Below are 20,717 nucleotides of genomic sequence, written 5' to 3'. Positions count from 1 at the left end.
GAGGTGGCCGGGTGTCACCCCGGTGGCAGCAACTCCCGTACGACGTCCCCGAGGATCGCGATGCCCGGCTCGATCACGTCGGCCCGTGGCGCCGCGAAGCCGATCCGGAAGTGACGCAGCGCATCCGCGTCCGGGCCCGCCAGGAAGAGAATGTCACCTCGCTCGATGAGCACACCGCGTTCGCGCGCACACCGCACCAGCTCCCGGCAGTCGAGCCCCTCCGGCCCCGACATCCACAGGCTGACGCCGCCCGGCGCGGGAGAACTCGACCACGGCAGCGACACGTTCACCGCGTCCCGCATGAGCCGCCACTTCATCCCGAGGCGCGCCCGGCTGCGCCGCACGGCCCACTGATAGTCGCCCGACTCGATCAGTAGGCCGAGCGCCCGCTGAAGATGCCCGGATGGGTGGCGCACCGAGTAGCGTCGCAACTCCCGTAGATGCGCCACGAGTTCGGCCGACCCGACGAGATAGCCCAGCCTGAGCCCCGGCGCGAGGAACTTGGAGAACGTGCCCAGGTACACCACCTGCCCCGTGGTGTCCTGCGATTTGAGCGCGGGCGTCGGACTGCCTTCGTAGCGGAACTCGCTGTCGTAGTCGTCCTCCACGACGACCGTACCGGCCTCCCTGGCCGCCGCCAGCAGCGTATGCCGTCGCCCCGGACCCAACGTCACATTGGTCGGATGATGGTGACTGGGCGTCACATGCAGCAGGTCGACCCCGCTCAGGGTGTCCGGCGGGCGCAGCCCGTCCGCGTCGACGGGCAGGGGGTGCAGCCGGGCCCCTGCCCGCAGGAAGATGTGCCGCGCGTCCAGGTACCCGGGGTCCTCCACGGCGGCCACCGAACCGGGCCCGAGCAGCGCCCGCCCCAGCAGATCGAGACCCTGTTGCGAGCCGATGGTGATGAGCACCTCGTCCGCCTGCGCCGCCACACCGCGCGCGGGCAGCAGATGGGAACGGACCATCTCCACGAGCAGTGGATCGTCGTCGGCCACGCAGTCCTGCAACGACCAGTCCGCGTGCGGCCGGTCGAGCGCCCGGTTCAGCGCGCGCACCCAGGCCCGCGCCGGGAAGGCCCGCGGATCGACCTGCCCCGCGGGGAACGGGTACGGGTAGCGCGCCCAGTCGTGCAGCTTCTCGATGTGCGGAAGCCGGTCGCCTTCGCGGCCGCGCAGCCGCCCCGACCAGTCGAAGGCGTGCTCCCGCGGTGGCGTCGGCTCGGGCTCGGGCCGGGGCGCCATCCGCGGATTGACGAACAGCCCCGAACGGGCCCGGCTCTCCACGAACCCCTCGGCGACGAGCTCCTGATACGCGGCGGTGACCGTGTTCCGGGACACCCCCAACTCCTGGGCGAGGAGCCGCGAGGACGGCAGCCGGCCACCCGCGTCGAGCCGCCCGGACGCGATGCCGTGCTCGATGGCCTGCCGCACCTGCCGGTACAGCGGCTTCCTGCGGCCCCGCTCGATCTCGATCAACGTACGCGGCACGTACCGCCTCCGTCTCGCCGTCGGCCTGGCACCCTCAGCGTGCACGCAACTGGACCTGTTGCGGGCACCGTCTCGTTCGGCACGGTAGCCGTGGTGGCCCCGGCGCACGAGAGCGCACGGCAGACGCCACGGACCGCCGCCCTGAACCCCAACTCGTGTCGAGCGCGCCCACCCACGCCTGTCGCACCGCGTCCGCGCCGAGAACAGGGCCGGGCCAGAGGGGAGTCGAACCGTGAGGATCGGTATTCCGCGGGAAGTCAAGAACAACGAGTTCCGCGTCGCCCTGACCCCCGCAGGGGTCCACGAACTGACCGCACACGGACACACCGTCACCGTCGAGGCCGGCGCGGGAACCGGATCCGCGCTGCCCGACGCGGACTACGCCGAGGCCGGCGCCCGCGTCCTGCCGGTGGCCGACGACGTGTGGGCCGCGTCCGACCTGGTCCTGAAGGTGAAGGAGCCGGTGGCCGACGAGTACCACCGGCTCCGCCCCGACCAGGTGCTTTTCACCTACCTCCACCTCGCGGCGTCCCGTGCCTGCACGCAGGCGCTGCTCGACGCGGGCACCACCGGCGTCGCCTACGAGACGGTCCAGGCGGCGGACGGCTCGCTGCCGCTGCTCTTCCCGATGTCCGAGGTCGCGGGCCGGCTCGCGCCACAGGTCGGCTCGTACCACCTGATGCGCGGCGGGGGCGGGCGCGGCGTCCTCACCGGCGGGGTGTCGGGCACCCGCCCGGCCCGTGTCGTCGTCATCGGCGCCGGAGTGGCGGGCATGAACGCGGTCGCCGTCGCCACCGGCATGTGGGCGGACGTCGTGCTCCTCGACACCGACGTGAACAAGCTGCGCGCCGCCGACCGGATGTACCAGGGCCGCATCACGACCCTCGCCTCGAACCGTCTCGCCCTCGAACAGGCCGTGCTCGACGCCGATTTGGTGATCGGCGCGGTCCTCGTACCCGGCGCCAAGGCACCCCGCCTCGTGAGCAACGACCTCGTCGCCCGCATGAAGCCCGGCGCCGTGCTCGTCGACATCTCCGTCGACCAGGGCGGCTGCTTCGAGGACACCCGGCCCACCACGCACGCCGACCCCGTGTACCGGGTCCACGACACCCTCTTCTACTGCGTCGCCAACATGCCCGGCGCCGTCCCGCACACCTCGACTCACGCCCTCACCAACGTCACGCTGCCCTACGTCCGGGCCATCGCCGACCAGGGCCTGCGCGCCGCGGCGGCGTCCGACCCGGCGCTGCGGCGAGGCATCAACACACTCGGCGGGCGGCTCACTTACCGCCCGGTGGCGGAGGCCCACGACATGAAGCACGTCGACGTGGACCAAGCCCTGCTGTGAACGCGTACGCGAGCTAAAACGCGAACGAGAGCGAGAACGCGCACGCCCACATGACCGTGACCGTGAACGCGAAGGAGCGCACCGTGCCCCAGGACCCCACCCTGCGTGCCAAGGCCCAGCGTCACCTCGGCCCGCACTTCACCCGCAAGGACAGCTGGTACGACACCCCGCCGCCGGTCTACGTCCGCGGCGACGGCTGCCACCTCTACGACGACGAGGGCAAACGCCACCTCGACGGCCTCTCCGGCCTGTTCTGCGTGAACATCGGCCACGGCCGCGCCGACGTGGTCGCCGCCGGCGCCAAGCAGATGGAGACCCTCGCGTACTCCACGAACTGGGGCGCGGCGCACCCGCCCGCCATCGAGGCGGCGAGCCTGATCGCCGAACTCGCTCCGGGCGACCTCGACGTGACGTACTTCGTCAACTCCGGTTCGGAGGCGGTCGAGACGGCGATCAAGTTCGCCCGCCAGTACCACCGTTCGCAGGGACAGCCGGAGCGCACGAAGATCATCAGCCGGTCGATGGCGTACCACGGTGTCACCCTCGGAGCCCTGTCCGTCACCGGCCTCCCCAAGATCCGCGACCCCTTCGGCCCACTGCTCCCGGGCATCCGCCACGTCCCCAACACCCTTGGATTCACCGGGGACTGCGGCCCGGCGGCGGAACTCGACTGCGTCCGCGCGATCGAGCGGGCCATCGCCGAGGAAGGCCCCGAGACGGTGGCCGCGGTCTTTGCCGAACCTGTGCAGAACGGCCGCGGCGCCCTCGTCCCGCCCCACGGCTACTGGCGCGAACTGCGCCGCATCTGCGACGAGCACGGCATCCTGCTCGTCGCCGACGAGGTCATCTGTTCCTTCGGCCGGCTCGGCCACTGGTTCGGCAGCGCGGCCGAAGGCGTCGTCCCCGACCTGATCACCTTCGCCAAGGGAGCCACCTCCGGGTACGCCCCGCTCGGCGGCGCCATCGTCCGCGAGCCCCTGGTGCGCGGCCTGTACGACTCGCCCCTCGGCGGCACCTTCACCCACGGCGCGACCTGGGGCGGACACCCCGTGTCCACGGCCGTCGCCGTCGCCAACATCGGCGCCATGCGCGACGAGGACATCCCCGGGAACGTACGGAACCTCGGCCCGAATCTCCGCGCCGGACTCGACGAGATCGCCGCACGCCACCCGGTCGTCGCCGACGTCCGGGGCACCGGATTCTTCTACGCGGTCGAATTCACCGCCGACCGCGACAGCGGCCGGGAGCTGACCGACGAGCAGTCGACGCGGATCCTGCGCGAGGTACTGCCGGACGCGATGCGCCGCACCGGTGTGATCCTGCGGCCCGACGACCGCGGCGCGACGATGCTGATGGTCGCCCCGCCGCTGGTCGCGGACCGCACAGTGCTCGGCGAACTCCTCGAAGGAGTCGACGAGATGGTGGCTTCGGTCGCCCGCGCCGTGTCCTGACACCCCGTTCGTTTCAACCGTGTGAACGGTTCGTTGAACGCGCCCGGCACGCCTTCAGGTGTGCCGAGACTGTCCGACGGTGCCGCATGATCATCGCGTGCGGGCGCCGCCGGACAGGACCACGTCGGACGTACGGAGAAGAGGCGGACGTGACGGACACCAGCGACAGATCCCTGCGGGACGACGGCGGCACGACCGAATCCTCCGGCGGCCCCGGCCTGCGCAGCGCCCTCAAACAGCGCCACATGACACTGATCGCGATCGGCGGTGTCATCGGCGCCGGACTCTTCGTCGGCAGCCGCGTCGTCATCCAGGACACCGGACCCGCCGCCGTGATCTCCTTCGCGCTCGCCGGTGGCCTGGTCATCCTCGTGATGCGGATGCTCGGCGAAATGGCGGTGGCCCGCCCCGCCGTCGGCTCCTTCCACGCCTACGCCCGCCTGGCCCTCGGCCCGCTGGGCAGCTTCACCATTGGCTGGCTGTACTGGTACTTCTGGGTCAACGTGGTGGCCCTCGAAGCGGTCGCGGGCGCGGAACTCGTCCGTGCCTGGCTCCCCGGCCTGCCGCTCTGGACGATCAGCCTGGCCCTGATGCTGATCCTCACGGCGGTCAACATGCTGTCGGTGAAGACCTTCGGCGAGTTCGAGTACTGGTTCTCGTCGATCAAGGTCGCCGCGATCACGGTGTTCCTCGTCGTGGGCCTCGTCTTCGTGGTCGGCCTGTGGCCGGGCGCGCACGACGCGGGCGGCGTCGACAACCTGACCGCGCACGGCGGATTCCTGCCCATGGGGGTGGGTCCGGTCCTCACGTCCATCATCCCGGCGGTCGGCTTCTTCACCGGCGCCGAGATCGCCGCGCTCGCCGCCGCCGAATCCGCCGAGCCCGGCCGCAACGTCGCACGGGCCACCCGCTCCGTCGTCCTGCGCGTCCTGCTCTTCTACGTCGGCTCGATCTTCCTCGTCGTCGCGATCGTCCCGTGGAGCTCGGACAAGCTGAACGGCGGCCCGTACATCGCGGCGCTCCAGGCGATCGGCATCCCGGGCGCGGACACCATGATGCGCGTCCTGATCCTGATCGCGGTCCTCTCCTCCCTCAACGCGGGCCTGTACTCGGCGTCCCGGATCGTGTTCGCCCTGACACGCGAGGGCGAGGCACCCCGCGGCCTCACGAAACTCAGCCGCAGCGGAGTCCCGCGCCGAGCGATCCTCCTCGCCACGGTCCTCGGCTACGTCGCCGTGGTCTTCGCCTACGTCTCCCCGGACACGGTCTTCTCCTTCATCGTGCACTCCTACGGAGCCGTCGCCCTCTTCGTCTACCTCCTGGTCGCCCTCTCCCAACTCCGCCTGCGCGCACGTCTGGAGCGCGAAGACCCCGACTCCCTGACGCTGAAGATGTGGGGCTACCCGTATCTGAGCTGGTTCACGATCGGCGCGATGGTCGTCGTCATCGCCGCGATGGCGATCCTCCCGGCCACCCGCGCGGACTTCGCCGCCAGCCTGCTCACGGTCGTGATCGTCCTGGTCTCCTACGCCATCCTCCGCAGGCGCCGCCACGCACAGGCGACGCCCGGACTTGACCTCAAGTCCGATTGAGCTTCTAGCTTCGAACCATGAAGACACTCGTACTGGGAAGGACACCCGCGAGGGTGACGGAAGTGCTGTCCACGCTCCACGCGGACGGCTTCGACGCGGAGGGCGTCAGCACGGACGAGGAGGCCCGAAGGCTCCTGGAATCCGACGAGTTCGGCGTCCTGATCATCGGCGGAGGAGTCGGCCCCGACTCCCGCGCGACCTTCAAGGCCCTCGCGTCGGAACACCACGTCCACCGGGTCATCGACGGCGCCCTGACACCACCGTTCGACGCGTACGTGCGGAGGGAGTTCGAGCCCGTGATCCGGGAGACCGCTGCGACGGGGTGAGAGCGGGCTGGTCAACCAGCCGTGGGCATGAACGCCTTGGCGTGCGCGAGGTGCGCCTCAAGCAGCACGGCCGCTTCCTCGCCCTTCGCCTGACGCAGCAGTGACACGATCTCCCGGTGCTCCTCCACCTGCGCCGGGAGATCGTCGCTGGTGCGGTCCGTGGTGGCCACCGCCAGCTTGATCTCCGACATGAGGTCGCGGGCGGTCGTCGTAAGGCGCGGGCTGCCCAACAGCCCCACGATCGCCACATGCACGGACAGATGCGCCTCGGTGACGACACTCGCGGCGGCCGACGAGCCGACCGCCTCCTCGAAGTCACGCTGAGCCGCGGTGAGAGCCACGAGGTCGGCGCGGGTGGCCTGCACCACCGAGCGCGCGGCCGCCGTCTCAAGGACGCGGCGCGCCTTGAAGATGTCCTCGATCTCCTCCTCGGTGAGCCGCCGCACCTCGACACCGCGGTTCGGCCGGCGCACCAACAGGCCCTCGCCGGTGAGGATCTGCAGCGCCTCGCGCACGGTGCTGCGGGAGACACCGAGACTCGCCGCGACGTTGCTCTCGCGCAGCGACGTCCCGCCCTCGATGGCGCCCCGGTACATCTCCTCGCGCAGCGCGTCGGCCACCCGGTCCACCGTGCTGGAGCGGTCGATCTCTATGGGCCCTAGCGCCATCACGTTCTCCCTCGGAGCATGCGTCGGATTGCCGGACAATTGTTGCTGACACCCTACTGGCAGCCTATTGCCAGGCACAGATGGGGACTTGGGTACCAGAGTTAATCGTTGCGACCCTTGACGGTTACCCAGCGTTGCTGAAATTGTCCGACAAGCAGTCAGTCTGGCGAGACCCGTCGACGACTGTCGTGCTCTGGCCTGCCTTGCCCCGCTCTGCCCGCGGGCGGTCCCTCGGGCGTCCCCCACCCTGCCTGCCGACCGCGGCTGTCGAGCCACCCCTTTCCTCCCAGGGAGACCGTTCATGACCGGTACCGCTGCTGCCACCACACGCCTATGGGGCGGACGCTTCCGCAGCGCCCCCGACGAGGCGCTGACAACACTGTCGCGCTCTGAGCCGAGCTACTTCGACATGGCGCCGTACGACCTCGCGGGTTCCCGCTCCCACGCACGTGAACTGCACCGTGCGGGACTGCTCGACGACGCGGAACTGGCCACGCTGATCGAGGCCATCGACGTACTCGACGGTGAGTACCGGCGCGGCGAGGTCGTGCCGCTCCCCGAGGACGAGGACGTCCACACGTTCCTGGAGCGGGTGCTCAGCGAGCGGCTCGGCGCGGTCGGCGGCAAGCTGCGCGCCGGACGCTCCCGTAACGACCAGGCCGCCAACGACCTGCGACTGTACCTCCGCGACCAGGTGCGACACGTCGTCGCGGCCACCGCGGAGCTGGAGGAGGCCCTGCTGGCCCAGGCCCGGCAGCACCGCGCCACCCCGGCCCCCGGCTTCACCCACCTGCAGCCCGCCCAGCCGATCACCTTCGGCCACCAACTCCTGGCGCACACCCACGCGATCAGCCGTGACATCGACCGGCTGCACGACTGGGACCGCCGCAGCGCACGTTCCCCGCTGGGTGCCGCGGCCCTCGCTGGATCGGCCATCGCGCTCACCCCGGAGCACGCCGCGCGCGAACTCGGGTACGAGCGCACCTGCGCCAACTCCATCGACGCGGTGGCGAGTCGGGACCACGTCGCCGAGTTCCTCTTTGCCGGTTCGATGCTCGCCGTCGACGTCTCTCGGCTCGCCGAGGAGATCTGCCTCTGGGCCAGCCGCCAGTTCCGTTGGATCGCGCTCGACGACCGCTTCGCCACCGGCTCGTCGATCATGCCGCAGAAGAAGAACCCGGACATCGCCGAGCTCGCTCGCGGCAAGGCTGGCCGGCTCGCCGGCAACCTGATGGGCGTCATCGGTGCTCTCAAGGGGCTGCCGCTCGCCTACAACCGGGATCTCGCGGAGGACAAGCGCGCCGCCTTCGACACCGTCGAAACGCTGCTGATGGTGTTGCCCGCGATGTCGGGGCTCGTCCGCACCTTCGTCGTCGACGAGGCCGAGCTGCGCGCACAGGCCACCGCTGGGTTCACCCTCGCCACCGAGATCGCGGACTGGCTCGCCCGCCGCGGCGTCCCGTTCAGCGAGGCCCACGAGATCACCGGCGCCGTCGTGCAGCTCTGCGAGGAGCGCGGCGTCGACCTGGAGGAGCTGAGCGACGCCGACTACGCGGGCGTCGACGCCCGCCTCACCCCCGAGGTGCGGTCCGTCCTCACCGTCGAGGCCGCGCTCGCGGCCCGCAGCGGACAAGGAGGCACCGCACCCGCCCAGGTCGACGCGCAGATAAAGGAGTTGGAGGCACTCATCGCCGAACAGCGCGTGTGGGCCGCCACCTACCACGGACCCCGAGCATGAGCACGCCGCCACCCCCGACCGGCACGACAGCCTCCGGAGAAGAGAGTCACGTCATGTCCGAAGCAGTAGCGGAGAGCTCCGTGACCGCGGACACCGCCGACCTCGTAGCGGTGCCGCGCACCCATTACGGACGCTGGGTCGGCGCGCTCGTGGTCGTCGCATTCCTGGGCTGGCTGGGATACGCCTTCGCCCACGCGGCCATCGACTGGGGTGTCGTCAAGGAGTACCTGACGATGGGTGTGCTCCTGAAGGGGCTGCTCATCACCCTCGTCCTCACGGTCGTCGGCATGATCCTCGGCATCGTCCTCGGTGTCCTGGTCGCCGTGATGCGCCTGTCCCGCAACCCGGTCACCTCGGGAGTTGGCTGGCTGTACGTGTGGGTGTTCCGCGGCACACCGGTCTATCTGCAACTGCTCGCCTGGTTCAACATCGGGCTGCTCTTTCCGTATGTGTCGCTGCCCGGCCTCGGCGGCGCCCGTACCGTCGACCTCGTCACCCCGTTCGTCGCCGCCGCCATTGGCCTCGGCCTCAATCAGGGCGCCTACACGTCCGAAGTGGTGCGCGCTGGCCTCCTCTCCATCGATGAGGGACAGACCGAGGCGGCCCAGGCGCTCGGCATGTCACGCCTGCGCACCATGGGCCAGATCGTCCTGCCGCAGGCGATGCGGGTGATCCTCCCGCCCATCGGCAACGAGACCATCGGCATGCTCAAGACGACCTCGCTCGCGTCGGCCATCGGCGTCAGCGAGATCCTCTCCGAGGCGCAGCACATCTACTTCGTCAACAACCGGATCATGGAGCTGCTGATCGTGTGTGCCATCTGGTACCTGGCCGCGGTCTCCGTCCTCTCGGTCGTGCAGTACTACCTGGAACGACACTTCGCCAGGGGGAGCAGCAGCCGAGCGCTGCCCGCGACTCCCCTGCAGCGGCTGCGCAAGACCCTCCAGCAGAAGAAGGCGGTCTCCTGATGAGCGTCACGACGAGCACCGAACGCGCCCTGGTGCGGGCCGAGTCGGTGCATAAGAGCTACGGAGACCTCCAGGTCCTCAGGGGTATCGATCTCGATGTGCGGCGCGGCGAGGTGGTGTGTTTGCTCGGCCCGTCCGGATCCGGCAAGAGCACGTTCCTGCGCTGCATCAACCACCTGGAGCAGGTGAACTCGGGTCGCATCTGGGTGGGCGACGAGGTGATCGGCTACCGGCAGCAGGGCAACAAGCTGCACGAGCTGAACGAGCGCGCCATCGCCCGGCAGCGGCAACGCATCGGCATGGTGTTCCAGCGGTTCAACCTGTTCCCTCACATGACGGCTCTGGAGAACGTGATCGCGGCGCCTGTCGGCGTCAAGCGCGTGGCGCGTGCCGCCGCCCGCGAGCGCGCCGCCGAACTGCTGGCCCGGGTGGGACTGAAGGACAAGGCGGACGCCTACCCGCGCCAGCTCTCCGGCGGCCAGCAGCAGCGCGTCGCCATCGCCCGTGCCCTCGCGATGGAACCCGACCTGATGCTCTTCGACGAACCGACCTCCGCGCTCGACCCCGAGCTGGTCGGTGAAGTGCTCGAGGTGATGAAGGACTTGGCGAGCAGCGGTCTGACGATGATGGTCGTCACGCACGAGATCTCCTTCGCGCGCGAGGTCGCCGACCGCGTGGCGTTCATGGACGGCGGCGAGATCCTGGAGGTCGGCCCGCCGTCCGAGGTGCTCGTGAACCCTCAGCACCCGCGCACGCAGTCGTTCCTGGCCCGCGTCCTGTGAGCCCCGAGTCCGCAGGAGAAGCCATGTCCCGTCCGCTCCGCGCGCTCGCAGCCGTCGTGGCCTGCCTCGCCGCGACGGCCGCGCTCACCGGCTGTGTCAGTACGAGCATGCCCGCGTCCGCGGCAGGCAAGGGCGGACTGCCTCCGTCCATCACCGAGGACAAGGAACTCAAGATCGGCCTGTCGCCCGACTTCCCGCCGATGGAGTACCGCGACGAGAAGACCAACCGTGTGGTGGGAGTCGATGTCGACCTCGCGCGGGCGCTCGGCGCCGAACTCGGCCTCAAGGTCACTTTCCAGGAACAGAAGTTCGACCAGCTGATGAACTCTGTGACCACCTCCCGGGTTGACCTGGTGATGTCCGGGATCTCCGACACCGTCGACCGTCAGGAGACCGTTGACTTCGTCGACTACTTCGACACCGTCGGCCGCTTCTACACGCTGCCGAGCCGCGCCGGCGAATTCCACGACAGCGGCGACGTGTGCGGCCGCAAGCTCGCCGTCAGCAAGACAACCGACTACTACGGCCAGGCTCTCGACTACAACAAGCGGTACTGCACCGCGAAGGGCAGGCCCGCCATCCGTATCCTGCCCACCGACTCCGGCGCGGCGGCCCGCCTGCAACTGGAGCAGAAGCGCGCGGACGTCGCCATCCAGGGCGGCGAGAACCTCGCCTTCTTCGACCGCACCGAACCCGGACGGTTCAAGGTGGTGCTCGATCCGATCCCGGCAAAGCCGTTCGCCGCCGTGGTGAAGAAGGACGACAAGCCGATGGCGCGACTCGTACTCAAGGGCTTCCGGCAGCTCCGCGCCGACGGAACGTACCAGCGGATCCTGAAGAAGGCCGGAATGGCCTACGGGGCAATGGCGCCCAAGTTCAACGGAGTTGAGGACTGACTCATGCACACCCCTGTCGATCCGCGCCCGCCGCGCTGGCCGCACGGGCACCGGGCCGCGGTCGCCCTCGCCTTCGACCTGGACGGACCCACCGGTGGCGCCATGCTCGACGGCTCCCTGTGGGACCGGCCCGGCTACTTCGCGCTCGGTGGCTACGGGCCTCACCGGGCGCTGCCCCGGTTGCTCGACCTCCTGGACGAGGCCGGGGTCCCCGCCACCTTCTTCGCCCCGGCCTGGGTGGTGGAGCACTGGCCCGAGGCCTGCCGCACCATCGTCGAGCGGGGTCACGAGGTCGCCCACCACGGCTATCGGCACGAGTGCTTCTACGACCTCACCATCGACGAGCAGCACGCCGTCATCAGACGCAGCCAGCGGGTGTTCCGCGACGTCCTCGGCGTCGAGGCAACCGGCTTCCGCTCTCCGTCGGGCGACTGGCACCCCGAGACCCCGCGCATCCTGCGCGAGCACGGCTTCCGCTATTCGAGCTCGATGCGCGGCGACGACCGCCCGTACCGGCACACGCTCGACGGCGCTCCGACCGAGCTCGTGGAGATACCGGCCCGCTGGGACATGGACGACTATGCCTTCCTCGCCTACCACCGCAACCCCGACTACCCCGGCGGCCAGGACCGGATCGCGAGTTACGCCCTGACGCTCGACAACTGGAAGCGCGAGTTCGACGGATACCGCGCCGAAGGTCTCTGCCTGACGACCCTCTTCCATCCAAAGGTCTCGGGGCGGCCCGGTCGCCTGCTGCTCCTGGAGGAACTCATCGACCACATGCGTGCACAGGACGACGTCTGGTTCGCGACCTGCCACGACGTGGCTGATTGGTGGATCGACAGCGGGCAGGGGACGGAGGCGGCCGCCGCGTGAACGACACCAACGGCCGGTGGCCGAACGACGCACGCGCCGCGGTGATGATCACCGTCGATCACGATGCCGACCTCGCACTCCTCAGTGGCTCGCCTGCCATAGCGGACCGCGGCAAGACGCTGTCCGTCGGGCGCTACGGCACGGACCGCGGCATCGACCGACTGCTTGGCCTGTTCTCCGAACTCGAGGTTCCCACCACGTGGTTCGTTCCCGGCCGCAACGCGGAACGCCACCCTGATTCGGTGCGTCGCATCGCGGCCGCCGGACACGAGACGGCCTGCCACGGAGACGCGCACGAGGACTTCCAGCCGCTGACACTCGACGAGCAGACACGCGTCGTCCGCGAGGGAGCCGACCGGCTGCGGCAGGTCACCGGCGCACCCGTGCGCGGTTTCCGCACCCCTGCCGGGGAGTGGAAGCCGGGGCTCGGAGCCCGCTTCGCCGACTCGGGCCTCGACTGGTCCTCCTCGTCACCCGGCGACGACCTGCCCTACCTCCACCCCGGCACGGGCGGCGTCGTCGAGATCCCGGTCCAGTACGAACTGGAGGACCACCAGTACTTCTTCTTCAACCTCGAACCGCCCTTCCCGACGGGCCAGTCGAGGATCGCGTCGTACGCGCACGTTCTCGGCAACTGGACGCAGGAATTCGCGGCGCACCACCGCTACGGGCTGTGCTACGTGCTGCGGCTGCACCCCGAAGTGACGGGAACGCCGGGCAGGATCGGGCTCGTCCGGGACCTGATCACCCACATCCAGGCCCACCCCGACGTGTGGATCACGACCGGTTCGCGGATCGCCGACTGGTGGCGGACGAACCACCCGGACAACGGCCCCGGTCACCCGGCGGACCTGTTCGCCCGGCTCCGGGCGGAAGGGGAGCCCGTCGTATGACTCCGAGCCCACTAGCCCGGCTCGCCGGCCTGATCACCGACACCAGATACGACCACCTCCCGGAAGCCACCACACGCAAGGCGACGCTCCACCTCCTGGACACCCTCGGAGCGGGCCTCGCGGGCGCGCAGAGCGAGGAGACCCGGATCGCCCTGTCGGCGCTCGGCGCGGAGCGTGGCGACGTTCCGGTGTGGGGGACGCACGAGCGGCTCGCACCCCGGGCGGCGGCCCTGGTGAACGGTGTCTCGAGCCACGCCTATGAGGTCGACGACACCGGGGGATGCGACCACTCGGGCGCCGTCGTCGTACCCGCCGCGCTCGCGGCCACCGCCGTCGGTGCCGCCCCGGTGAGCGGCGCCCGGCTGCTCACCGCGATCGTCCTCGGGTACGACGTAGGGCGCAGAATGCTCGAAGCGTTCGGCGGCTACGAGGCGCACAACGGAGCCGGTTGGCACTCCACGGGAACCTGCGGCCCCTTCGGGGCGGCGGCAGCGGCTGCCCATGTCCTCGGCCTCACCACCCGCCAGACGGAAGCCGCCCTCGGCCTGGCGTCCAGTGGCAGTGCGGGCCTGTGGGCCTTCGTCCACGACGGGGCCATGACCAAGAGGCTGCACGCGGGCCGTGCGGCCGAGAGCGGCCTGCTCGCGGCACGCATGGCGGCAGCCGGGATGACGGGGCCGTCGGCGGTCTTCGACGACACCTGGGGCGGTGTGCTCCCCACGTACGCCGGCAAGGAGGCCGAACCGGCCGCACTCACCGAGGAGTTGGGGCGGAACTGGAAGATCATGCGCAGCTCCATCAAACCGTACGCCTCATGCCGCGGCACCCATTCGTCGGTCGACGCCCTGCTCGCCATCATGGCCGACCGAGACCTCGACGCGGACGACATCGCCACCGTCCGCGTACGCATGAGCCCGTTCCTGCACGGTATGTGCGGCGGGCGGGGAACCGCGACGCTGGCGGCGGCGCAACTCAGCCTCCCGTGCGCCCTGGCCGCCGTAATCACCCACGGTCAAGCGGGACTTGAGGCCTACATCGGTGTCAGCGGGGACGGGGTTCCGTCGCGCGCGGCCATGGATCGTATCGAGCTCGAGGTGGATGACGCGATGCCGGCGGACGAGGAGCCGGTCATCACCGTGACCAGCACCGACGGGCGACGCTGGTCTCTACGGGTCGACGAACCCAGCGGCTCACCGGGGAACCCGCTCACCGAAGTGGCCGTCCGGGAGAAGTTTCGTGGGCTTGCCGGCCGGGTGCTCGATCCGGATCGGGCCCAGGCGCTGGAGGCGACTGTGCTCTGCCTGGCAGAGGCAGGGGACGCGAGGGCGCTGGAGGCGTTCCTCACCCGGTAGCGCTCCCGGCGGACAACGCTGCGCACCCTCTTGTAAGTTGGCGTGCGAGTCTGCGCGGCCGGGGTGATCGCCGGGGGCCGGTGGCGTTCGTGGCGCGTTTCAAGGAGGCCAGGTGAACAGCCGCCGTGTTCTGCGGGAGACCCGCACCATCGATCCTACGTCGATCACGGAACAGTACCTGGACCGCACCCTGACCCTTCCCGAAGGTGTCGGCACGCTTCGCGTCGAGTTGGACTTCGAGAAGGTCACCGACTGTTTTCAGCTCTACGCGGCCGCCCTCGACCCCGGCGGTTTCCTGCGCGGTCACGTGCAGTGTCCGGGCGATCCGGGTCCGCGACGGCTGTTCTTCGAGGTGGGGGAGGAGCGGGCCACTCCCGGATGTCATGCGGGGGCGCTGCCCGCCGGGGAGTGGACCATCCGCATCGATCTGGACCGCTTCACGCGGGGCGGCAGTTATGAGCTGCGTGTCTTCGTGGGTGAGAGCGCGGGCGGCGTAACACCCGTTCAGGGTAGGGAGGTTGGGGCGAAGTCGAGCGCCTCAAGTGAACCTTCCACCTGGCTCCGCGGCGAACTCCACTCGCACTCCCTGCACAGCGACGGCTCCGCCGATCTTCCCGCGCTCCTCGACGCCGCGTGCGACGCCGGTCTCGACTTCCTCGCCGTCAGCGACCACTTCACGTCGAGTCACTGGACGGAACTCGCGCGCCTGGAGGAACAGGGGGCCGCCGACGGTCTCGTGCTCCTCCGGTCCATCGAGCTGACCTCCCACTTCGGCCACGCCAATCTGCACGGACTGTCCCGGTGGCCCGGCACCTACGTCGACGCCGACGGCTGGGTCTTCGGCGACGCCGCGCGTGATGTGCACGACCAGGACGGGCTCGTGGGGGTCAACCACCCCTTCAGCGGGCGGCAGGCGTGGCGAAGGGACGACCACACCTGGGACGACGTCGACCTCCTGGAGATCGACAACTTCGGTCAGGGCGCCAATAACGACGCGGCCATCGGACTGTGGGACCGGCTGCTCGGCGCCGGGCACCGCATCACCGGCGTCGCCGGCACCGACTGCCACCACCCCGAGAAACCAGAACACCGGCTCGGCCAAGTCACCACCGTCGTACGGGCGCAGCGCAGCCGCGAAGGCATTATCGGCGCGCTGCGGGCGGGCGAGGCGTACGTGTCGCGAGGGGCCGGGCTGCGGCTCTCCGCCCGCACCGCGGCAGGGGAGTGCGGGATGGGCGGGACCGTGCCCGCGCCCCCGGGCGAGCCCGTCCATCTCGACGTAGAGATCGACACACCTCGCCCCGCCGTGCTGTTCATCCTGCGGGGCGGGCTGCTCTGGCACATGGAACCGGTGGAGGCCGAGGGGCCCGCTCGCGTCCGCGTGACCGACCCGCGCCCGCTCCCCGGCCCCTACCGCGCCGAACTGCACGCCTCCAGCGACGATCCCTTCTTCTGGGCCTCGTGCAACCGCTCGCACGCCTCCTCGCTCGCCGTCTCCAACCCCGTGTGGGTCACGGAAACCGCGCACCCCCTCGCCGCCGCTGCCGGCTGAGCGGATCCAATCGGGAAGGTGTGAGACGGGTCTCCGCGTCAGCCCGGTTCCGGCGCGGGGCGCAGCTGCCGCAGCCACCTCTCCGTCCGGCTGAGGTGCGCGCCCGCCGCCGCTGCCGCCGCGGCGGGGTCCTGGGCGGCCAGCGCGTCGATGAGGGCCTCGTGGCCCTGGTCGCTCGCCGCGCGGACCGCCGTGCCCTGCGCGGAGCCGTACACGTTGTAATGGCGGCCCCGGGAGCGCAGGACACCGGCGAGTGCGGCCAGGGTCTCGTTGCCGGAGGCCGCGCAGATCGTGGTGTGGAACTCGTGGTCCAGGTCGTGGAGTTCCTGCTGGTCCTCGGTCGCGCTCAGGCGTGCCTGCAGCTCCCGCAGCCGCGCGATCACCTGCGCGTCGGCGCGCGCCGCGGCCAGCGCCGCCGCGTGGCACTCCACGGCGCGGCGGGTGTCGAAGAGTTCCAGGATGCCGTCGAGGGGGAGTACGTCGACCATCGCGGCGAAGCCCGCCAGCATGTGCGCCGGACGCAGCGCGGAGACGAACGTGCCCGCGCCGTGCCGGGGTTCGAGCATCCCGAGCGCCGCCAGCGAACGCACCGCCTCGCGCAGCGAGCCGCGTGACACACCGAGCCGGGCGCACAGGTCGGGCTCAGGCGGCAGCCGCGCGCCCGGAGCCAGTTCACCACTCGCGATCATCGCCCGCAGACCGGCTGCCGCCGTGTCGGTGGCCGTCATCTTCCTGCCCCCTTTGTCCTTGCGTCGTGCTCTCGCTGTCCTTGTGCCGTCCGAGGAGTCGGCCGACGAGTCATCCGATGAATTCGGTCGTCGGTCGTGATGAAGAATCTCACGATTCCCGAACAACCCAGTTCACTGCCCCTGTTCACCGAGCAATTTACCGCCTACGGTCCTGCGAGTACGACCAGACCGGACACAGTCATCGGATGACTCGCGGAGTGACATGCCTTTCCACCCCCTCGACGCCTGGGCCCTCGACCCCGACGTACGCCACCTCAACCACGGCTCCTTCGGCGCCGTGCCCCGTGTCACCCTCGACGAGCTGCGGGCGCTGCGCACGGAGATGGAGTCCAACCCGTGCCGGTGGTTCCGCGGCCTCCCGGAACGCGTGGCACGGGCCCGCACCGACATCGCCCGGCACCTGCGCGTCGCCCCTGACACCGTCGCGCTCGTGCCCAACGCCAGCGCCGGCGTCAGCACGGTCCTCGGCTCGCTCGAACTGCCGCCGGGCAGCGAGGTGTTGCTGACGGACCACTCCTATGGCGCCGTCACCATGGGAGTGACGCGGGCCGCCGAGCGCGCGGGCGCGCACGTGCGCACGCTGCACATCCCGCTCGACGCGACACCCGCGGAGATCGGCGCGCTCTTCGCCGACGCCCTCGGTGACACCGGCGCGCCGACCTCTCTCGTGGTCGTCGACCAGATCACCTCCGCCACCGCCCGCCTCTTCCCCGTCGCCGACATCGCCGCACACGCCCACGCGGCGGGAGCCCTCGTGCTCGTCGACGGGGCGCACGCGCCGGGCATGCTCGCCGACCCCCTCGCCGACGCGGGCGAGGCCGACTTCTGGGTGGGCAACCTGCACAAGTGGCCCTGCGCGCCCCGCGGCACCGCGGCCCTCGTGGCGCGCGGCGACCGGGCGCAGCGGCTGCACCCGCTGACCGACTCCTGGGGCGCGCCCTACCCGTTCCCCGAGCGCTTCGACCAGCAGGGCACGGTGGACCTCGCCCCCTGGCTCGCGGCGCCGCGGTCCCTGGAGTTCGTGGAGGAGCGCTTCGGCTGGGACGCCGCACGCGGCCACATGGCCGAACTGGCCGGGGAGGCACAGCAGTTGATCGCGGACGCCCTGGGCGTGGACACCGCCCCGGTCGGCGGCAGCCCGGCCCCGGCGATGCGCCTCGTGCCGCTGCCCGAGGGCACGGCGGCTGACCAGGACGCCGCACACGCCCTGCAACGCCACCTCGCCGACACGATCGGCTGCGAGACGGCCATCACGACCTGGAACGGCCGCGGGTTCCTCCGCCTGTCCGCACACCTCTACAACGACCGCAAGGACTACGCGTACCTGGCCGACCAGCTGCCGACGGCACTGGCCGCGACCGCCTCGTAACCCACGTCCCATCCCGAAGGACCAGCAAGCGTGCGCACCAAATCCATCGAGGCGACCCTGCGGGACGCCGAACGACCCACGACCCGGCTCACCCGTTCCCTGGGGCCGCTCCAGCTCACCATGATGGGCATCGGCGTCACGATCGGCGCGGGCATCTTCGTGCTCACCGGCACCGCGGCCGCCAACTACGCAGGCCCCGCCATCGCCCTGTCCTACCTGCTCGGCGCGCTCGCCTCAGCCCTGGTGGCGCTCTGCTACATGGAGTTCGCCTCCACGGTGCCGGTCGCGGGCAGCGCGTACACCTTCGCGTACGTGTCACTCGGCGAGCTGGTGGCGTGGATGATCGGCTGGGACCTGATCCTCGACATGACGATGGGAGCGGGGGCGGTGGCCAGCGGGTGGGCGCAGTATGTCGCCGACTTCCTCGCCACGTTCGGTGTGCACCTGCCGTCGTCGATCGTGGGGCCCGACGCGGTGGTCAACGTACCGGCCGTCCTGATCATCCTCGTCCTCACCGCCGTCCTGGCATCCGGCGTCCGCACGACCGCCCGCGTCAACACGGTCATGACGCTGGTCAAGCTCGCCGCGATCGTCGTGTTCCTGTGCGTCGGCCTGTTCCACATCGACATCGCCAACTGGTCGCCGTTCATCCCCGATTCGCGCCCGCCGGGCGGTGACGGCGCCTTCTGGCAGCAGCCGCTGCTCGGCTGGGCCGGCATCAGCACAGACGCCACGTTCGGCTTCGCGGGCATCCTCACCGGCGGGGCGATCGTCTTCGGCGCGTACTCCGGTTTCGACATCATGGCCAGCAGCGCGGAAGAGGCCAAGCGGCCCCAACGCACGCTCCCCATCGCGCTGATGGCCACCGTGGCCGTCTGCGCCACCCTGTACGTCGCCGTGTCCCTCGTCATCACCGGCATGCGCGCGTACCCGCACCTGAACACAGGAGCCCCGGTGACCGCCGCGCTCGCCTCCGTCGGCGCGGACTGGGCGGTGCGCGTCGTCGGCATCGGAGCGATCTGCGGGCTCACCACCGTCGTCATGATCATGCTGCTCGGGCAGAGCCGGGTCTTCCTCGCGATGAGCCGCGACCGACTGCTGCCCGAGTGGTTCTCGCATGTCCACCCGGTGACCCGCAGCCCGCGCCGCATCACCTGGACGCTGGGCCTGATGGTCGCCTTCATGACGGCCGTCCTGCCCATCCAGGACCTCGCCGAACTCGGCAACATCGGCATGCTGACGTCGTTCGTGGTCGTCTGCGTCGGCGTCATGTACCTGCGCCGGACCCGCCCCGACCTGCCGCGCGGCTTCCGCACACCGTGGGTCCCGGTCGTCCCCGTCGTGGCACTGCTCCTGTGCCTGCTCCTCGTGGGCAGCCTGCCGCTGATCACGTGGGTCAGGTTCCTGGCGTGGATGGCGGTGGGCCTGGTGATCTACGGGGTGTGGGGACGCCGCAACAGCCGTGTCGGTACGGGTGAGTTGGCCGCAGGCACGGCTCAGTCAGCGTCCCGGGAGTCGGAGGCGTCAGAGGGGGCGGAGGTCGACACCCTGCGCAAGTAGCCGTGCCGCACGAGCCATGACACGCTCGGCCGCCCGGGCGCCCCGGTCAGGAGTTCCGGCTTGACCTTGTACTGGATGCCGTAGCCCGCCTGCGCGAAGGCCGGCGCGGTGGGCCCCGCGAGCACGGTGAAGTCCCGGCACACCTCGTAACGGTGGTAGTTCAAGGGGCGGCCCGCGTCCGCGTGCCGCAGGTACTCGGGAGGGATGGCGCGGGCGGCGACGGGCGTGCCCGCCGGGGCGAGGTACGTGCCGTGCTCGCCGCCGTACCGGTCCACGACCTCGGCGGGCAGCAGCAGTGACGGGAACGCGACGGGGGAGCCGTCGTCGGCCCGCGCGAAGCCCTCGGCGCAGGGGTAGCGCCAGCCGCCCGCCGGGTCCCAGAACGACGCGAGGAAGTCACCCACCTCGGTGCCTCCGCTGGGGTGGTACCCGGCGAAGTCGCCCCGGCGCGCGGTGTCTTCGGGGAGCGGTGCGCGCAGGAGTGCGGCCAGGTCGGGGGGTACGCAGGAGCGGGACGACACGGGCGGCCCCGCACCGGAGTCACCGAAGTCGCCTGCGCTGCCTGAGACACCCGAGTCACTGATGTCGCCCGCGCCGCCTGAGACACCCGCGTCGCCCGAGTCACCGAAGCCGACCGCACCGCCCGAGTCACCCGCGTTGCCCGGACCGCCCGGACCCGTCACCCCGCCCACGCCACTCCCACCCCGCCCCGCACCCCCCACCGCCCCCTGCCGCGCCGCATACGCCGCGTACTCCGCGATCGTGATCCGCTCGTCCCCGTCCGCATCCACCGCCGTCCGCAGCGAATGCCACAGCGCCCGGAACCCGGTCCGTACCCGATGCAGCCCCTCCGGGCCGATGCCCGGGTCGGCGCGCGCCAGGACGAGGAGCCGGTGCTCGAAGTCCTGCCAGGTCACGACGCCGTCGCCGTCGGCGTCCAGGGCTTCGAAGCGGCGCACCGTGTCGGTGTCGGCCCGCTCTTCGTACGGCATGTCCGGCTCCCTTGCGTGTCGCCATGCGTCACTGATGGTGATACTCCGTCACTTTGCGTGGGAGTGCCACGTCATGGCACCCGTTCGAAGATTCGTCGTGACGCGCCCATTGACGCCC

Annotated in this window: 18 protein-coding genes; 14 read left to right on the top strand and 4 right to left on the bottom strand. The window is 70.6% G+C overall.

The window, feature by feature from the left end; translation table 11 throughout:
* Positions 1 to 14: 14 nt before the first annotated feature.
* The gene (gene pdxR, locus ACP4E5_RS02760; protein WP_425825069.1) at positions 15 to 1,487 is read right to left on the bottom strand and encodes a MocR-like pyridoxine biosynthesis transcription factor PdxR; all 1,473 of its coding nucleotides are present in this window, start codon (positions 1,485 to 1,487) and stop codon (positions 15 to 17) included.
* A 232-nt stretch (positions 1,488 to 1,719) separates the two neighbouring features.
* On the opposite strand from pdxR, the gene ald reads away from it, so the two are divergent.
* The 4 genes from ald to ACP4E5_RS02740 all read left to right on the top strand — a co-directional run bounded on the left by ald (position 1,720) and on the right by ACP4E5_RS02740 (position 6,204).
* The gene (gene ald / locus ACP4E5_RS02755) at positions 1,720 to 2,835 is read left to right on the top strand and encodes an alanine dehydrogenase (protein ID WP_425825068.1); all 1,116 of its coding nucleotides are present in this window, start codon (positions 1,720 to 1,722) and stop codon (positions 2,833 to 2,835) included.
* 50 nt (positions 2,836 to 2,885) lie between these two features.
* Entirely contained in the window at positions 2,886 to 4,286 is a 1,401-nt protein-coding gene (locus ACP4E5_RS02750) for an aspartate aminotransferase family protein (protein WP_425825067.1), read from the top strand.
* 149 nt (positions 4,287 to 4,435) lie between these two features.
* Complete coding sequence (locus ACP4E5_RS02745) at positions 4,436 to 5,878, top strand: amino acid permease (RefSeq protein ID WP_425825066.1); 1,443 nt, start codon at positions 4,436 to 4,438, stop codon at positions 5,876 to 5,878.
* 17 nt (positions 5,879 to 5,895) lie between these two features.
* Positions 5,896 to 6,204, top strand: a complete 309-nt coding sequence (locus tag ACP4E5_RS02740) for a hypothetical protein (protein ID WP_425825065.1) — start codon at positions 5,896 to 5,898, stop codon at positions 6,202 to 6,204.
* A gap of 11 nt (positions 6,205 to 6,215) precedes the next feature.
* Here ACP4E5_RS02740 and ACP4E5_RS02735 read toward each other — a convergent pair whose 3' ends face one another.
* Positions 6,216 to 6,872, bottom strand: a complete 657-nt coding sequence (locus tag ACP4E5_RS02735) for a GntR family transcriptional regulator (protein ID WP_425825064.1) — start codon at positions 6,870 to 6,872, stop codon at positions 6,216 to 6,218.
* Positions 6,873 to 7,173: 301 nt separating this feature from the next.
* On the opposite strand from ACP4E5_RS02735, the gene argH reads away from it, so the two are divergent.
* The 8 genes from argH (at position 7,174) to ACP4E5_RS02695 (ending at position 15,929) form a co-directional block, all read left to right on the top strand.
* A complete protein-coding gene (gene argH, locus ACP4E5_RS02730) occupies positions 7,174 to 8,610 on the top strand; it encodes an argininosuccinate lyase (RefSeq protein ID WP_425825063.1) in 1,437 nt (478 codons plus the stop codon).
* A 53-nt stretch (positions 8,611 to 8,663) separates the two neighbouring features.
* The gene (locus tag ACP4E5_RS02725; protein ID WP_425825062.1) at positions 8,664 to 9,578 is read left to right on the top strand and encodes an amino acid ABC transporter permease; all 915 of its coding nucleotides are present in this window, start codon (positions 8,664 to 8,666) and stop codon (positions 9,576 to 9,578) included.
* Positions 9,578 to 10,360: an amino acid ABC transporter ATP-binding protein gene (locus tag ACP4E5_RS02720; protein WP_425825061.1), complete on the top strand. Its 783-nt coding sequence runs from the start codon at positions 9,578 to 9,580 to the stop codon at positions 10,358 to 10,360. Before ACP4E5_RS02725 ends, ACP4E5_RS02720 begins: the two co-directional genes overlap by 1 nt.
* Positions 10,361 to 10,383: 23 nt before the next feature.
* Positions 10,384 to 11,256 (top strand): ABC transporter substrate-binding protein, encoded by an 873-nt coding sequence (locus tag ACP4E5_RS02715; protein WP_425825060.1) that lies wholly within the window; start codon positions 10,384 to 10,386, stop codon positions 11,254 to 11,256.
* 3 nt (positions 11,257 to 11,259) lie between these two features.
* The gene (locus ACP4E5_RS02710; protein ID WP_425825059.1) at positions 11,260 to 12,132 is read left to right on the top strand and encodes a polysaccharide deacetylase family protein; all 873 of its coding nucleotides are present in this window, start codon (positions 11,260 to 11,262) and stop codon (positions 12,130 to 12,132) included.
* Positions 12,129 to 13,025: a polysaccharide deacetylase family protein gene (locus ACP4E5_RS02705; protein ID WP_425825058.1), complete on the top strand. Its 897-nt coding sequence runs from the start codon at positions 12,129 to 12,131 to the stop codon at positions 13,023 to 13,025. Before ACP4E5_RS02710 ends, ACP4E5_RS02705 begins: the two co-directional genes overlap by 4 nt.
* Complete coding sequence (locus ACP4E5_RS02700) at positions 13,022 to 14,377, top strand: MmgE/PrpD family protein (RefSeq protein ID WP_425825057.1); 1,356 nt, start codon at positions 13,022 to 13,024, stop codon at positions 14,375 to 14,377. Before ACP4E5_RS02705 ends, ACP4E5_RS02700 begins: the two co-directional genes overlap by 4 nt.
* Before the next feature lie 112 nt (positions 14,378 to 14,489).
* Complete coding sequence (locus ACP4E5_RS02695; protein WP_425825056.1) at positions 14,490 to 15,929, top strand: CehA/McbA family metallohydrolase; 1,440 nt, start codon at positions 14,490 to 14,492, stop codon at positions 15,927 to 15,929.
* A 38-nt stretch (positions 15,930 to 15,967) separates the two neighbouring features.
* Here the strand turns inward: ACP4E5_RS02695 and ACP4E5_RS02690 are convergent, their stop codons facing one another.
* Positions 15,968 to 16,657 carry a FadR/GntR family transcriptional regulator gene (locus ACP4E5_RS02690; protein ID WP_425825055.1) on the bottom strand — a complete coding sequence of 230 codons (690 nt, stop codon included), beginning with the start codon at positions 16,655 to 16,657 and terminating at the stop codon, positions 15,968 to 15,970.
* Between the two features lie 223 nt (positions 16,658 to 16,880).
* Between ACP4E5_RS02690 and ACP4E5_RS02685 the strand changes: the two genes are divergently transcribed.
* Positions 16,881 to 18,047: an aminotransferase class V-fold PLP-dependent enzyme gene (locus ACP4E5_RS02685; RefSeq protein WP_425825054.1), complete on the top strand. Its 1,167-nt coding sequence runs from the start codon at positions 16,881 to 16,883 to the stop codon at positions 18,045 to 18,047.
* A gap of 30 nt (positions 18,048 to 18,077) precedes the next feature.
* Positions 18,078 to 19,607 (top strand): amino acid permease, encoded by a 1,530-nt coding sequence (locus ACP4E5_RS02680; RefSeq protein ID WP_425825053.1) that lies wholly within the window; start codon positions 18,078 to 18,080, stop codon positions 19,605 to 19,607.
* Here ACP4E5_RS02680 and ACP4E5_RS02675 read toward each other — a convergent pair.
* Entirely contained in the window at positions 19,544 to 20,599 is a 1,056-nt protein-coding gene (locus ACP4E5_RS02675) for a glycohydrolase toxin TNT-related protein (protein ID WP_425825052.1), read from the bottom strand. The genes ACP4E5_RS02680 and ACP4E5_RS02675 overlap by 64 nt on opposite strands.
* Positions 20,600 to 20,717: the final 118 nt, after the last annotated feature.

This window comes from Streptomyces fractus (genome assembly GCF_049844455.1).
Lineage (GTDB): Bacteria > Actinomycetota > Actinomycetes > Streptomycetales > Streptomycetaceae > Streptomyces > Streptomyces fractus.
This window is presented reverse-complemented; position numbering and strand designations above follow the sequence as displayed.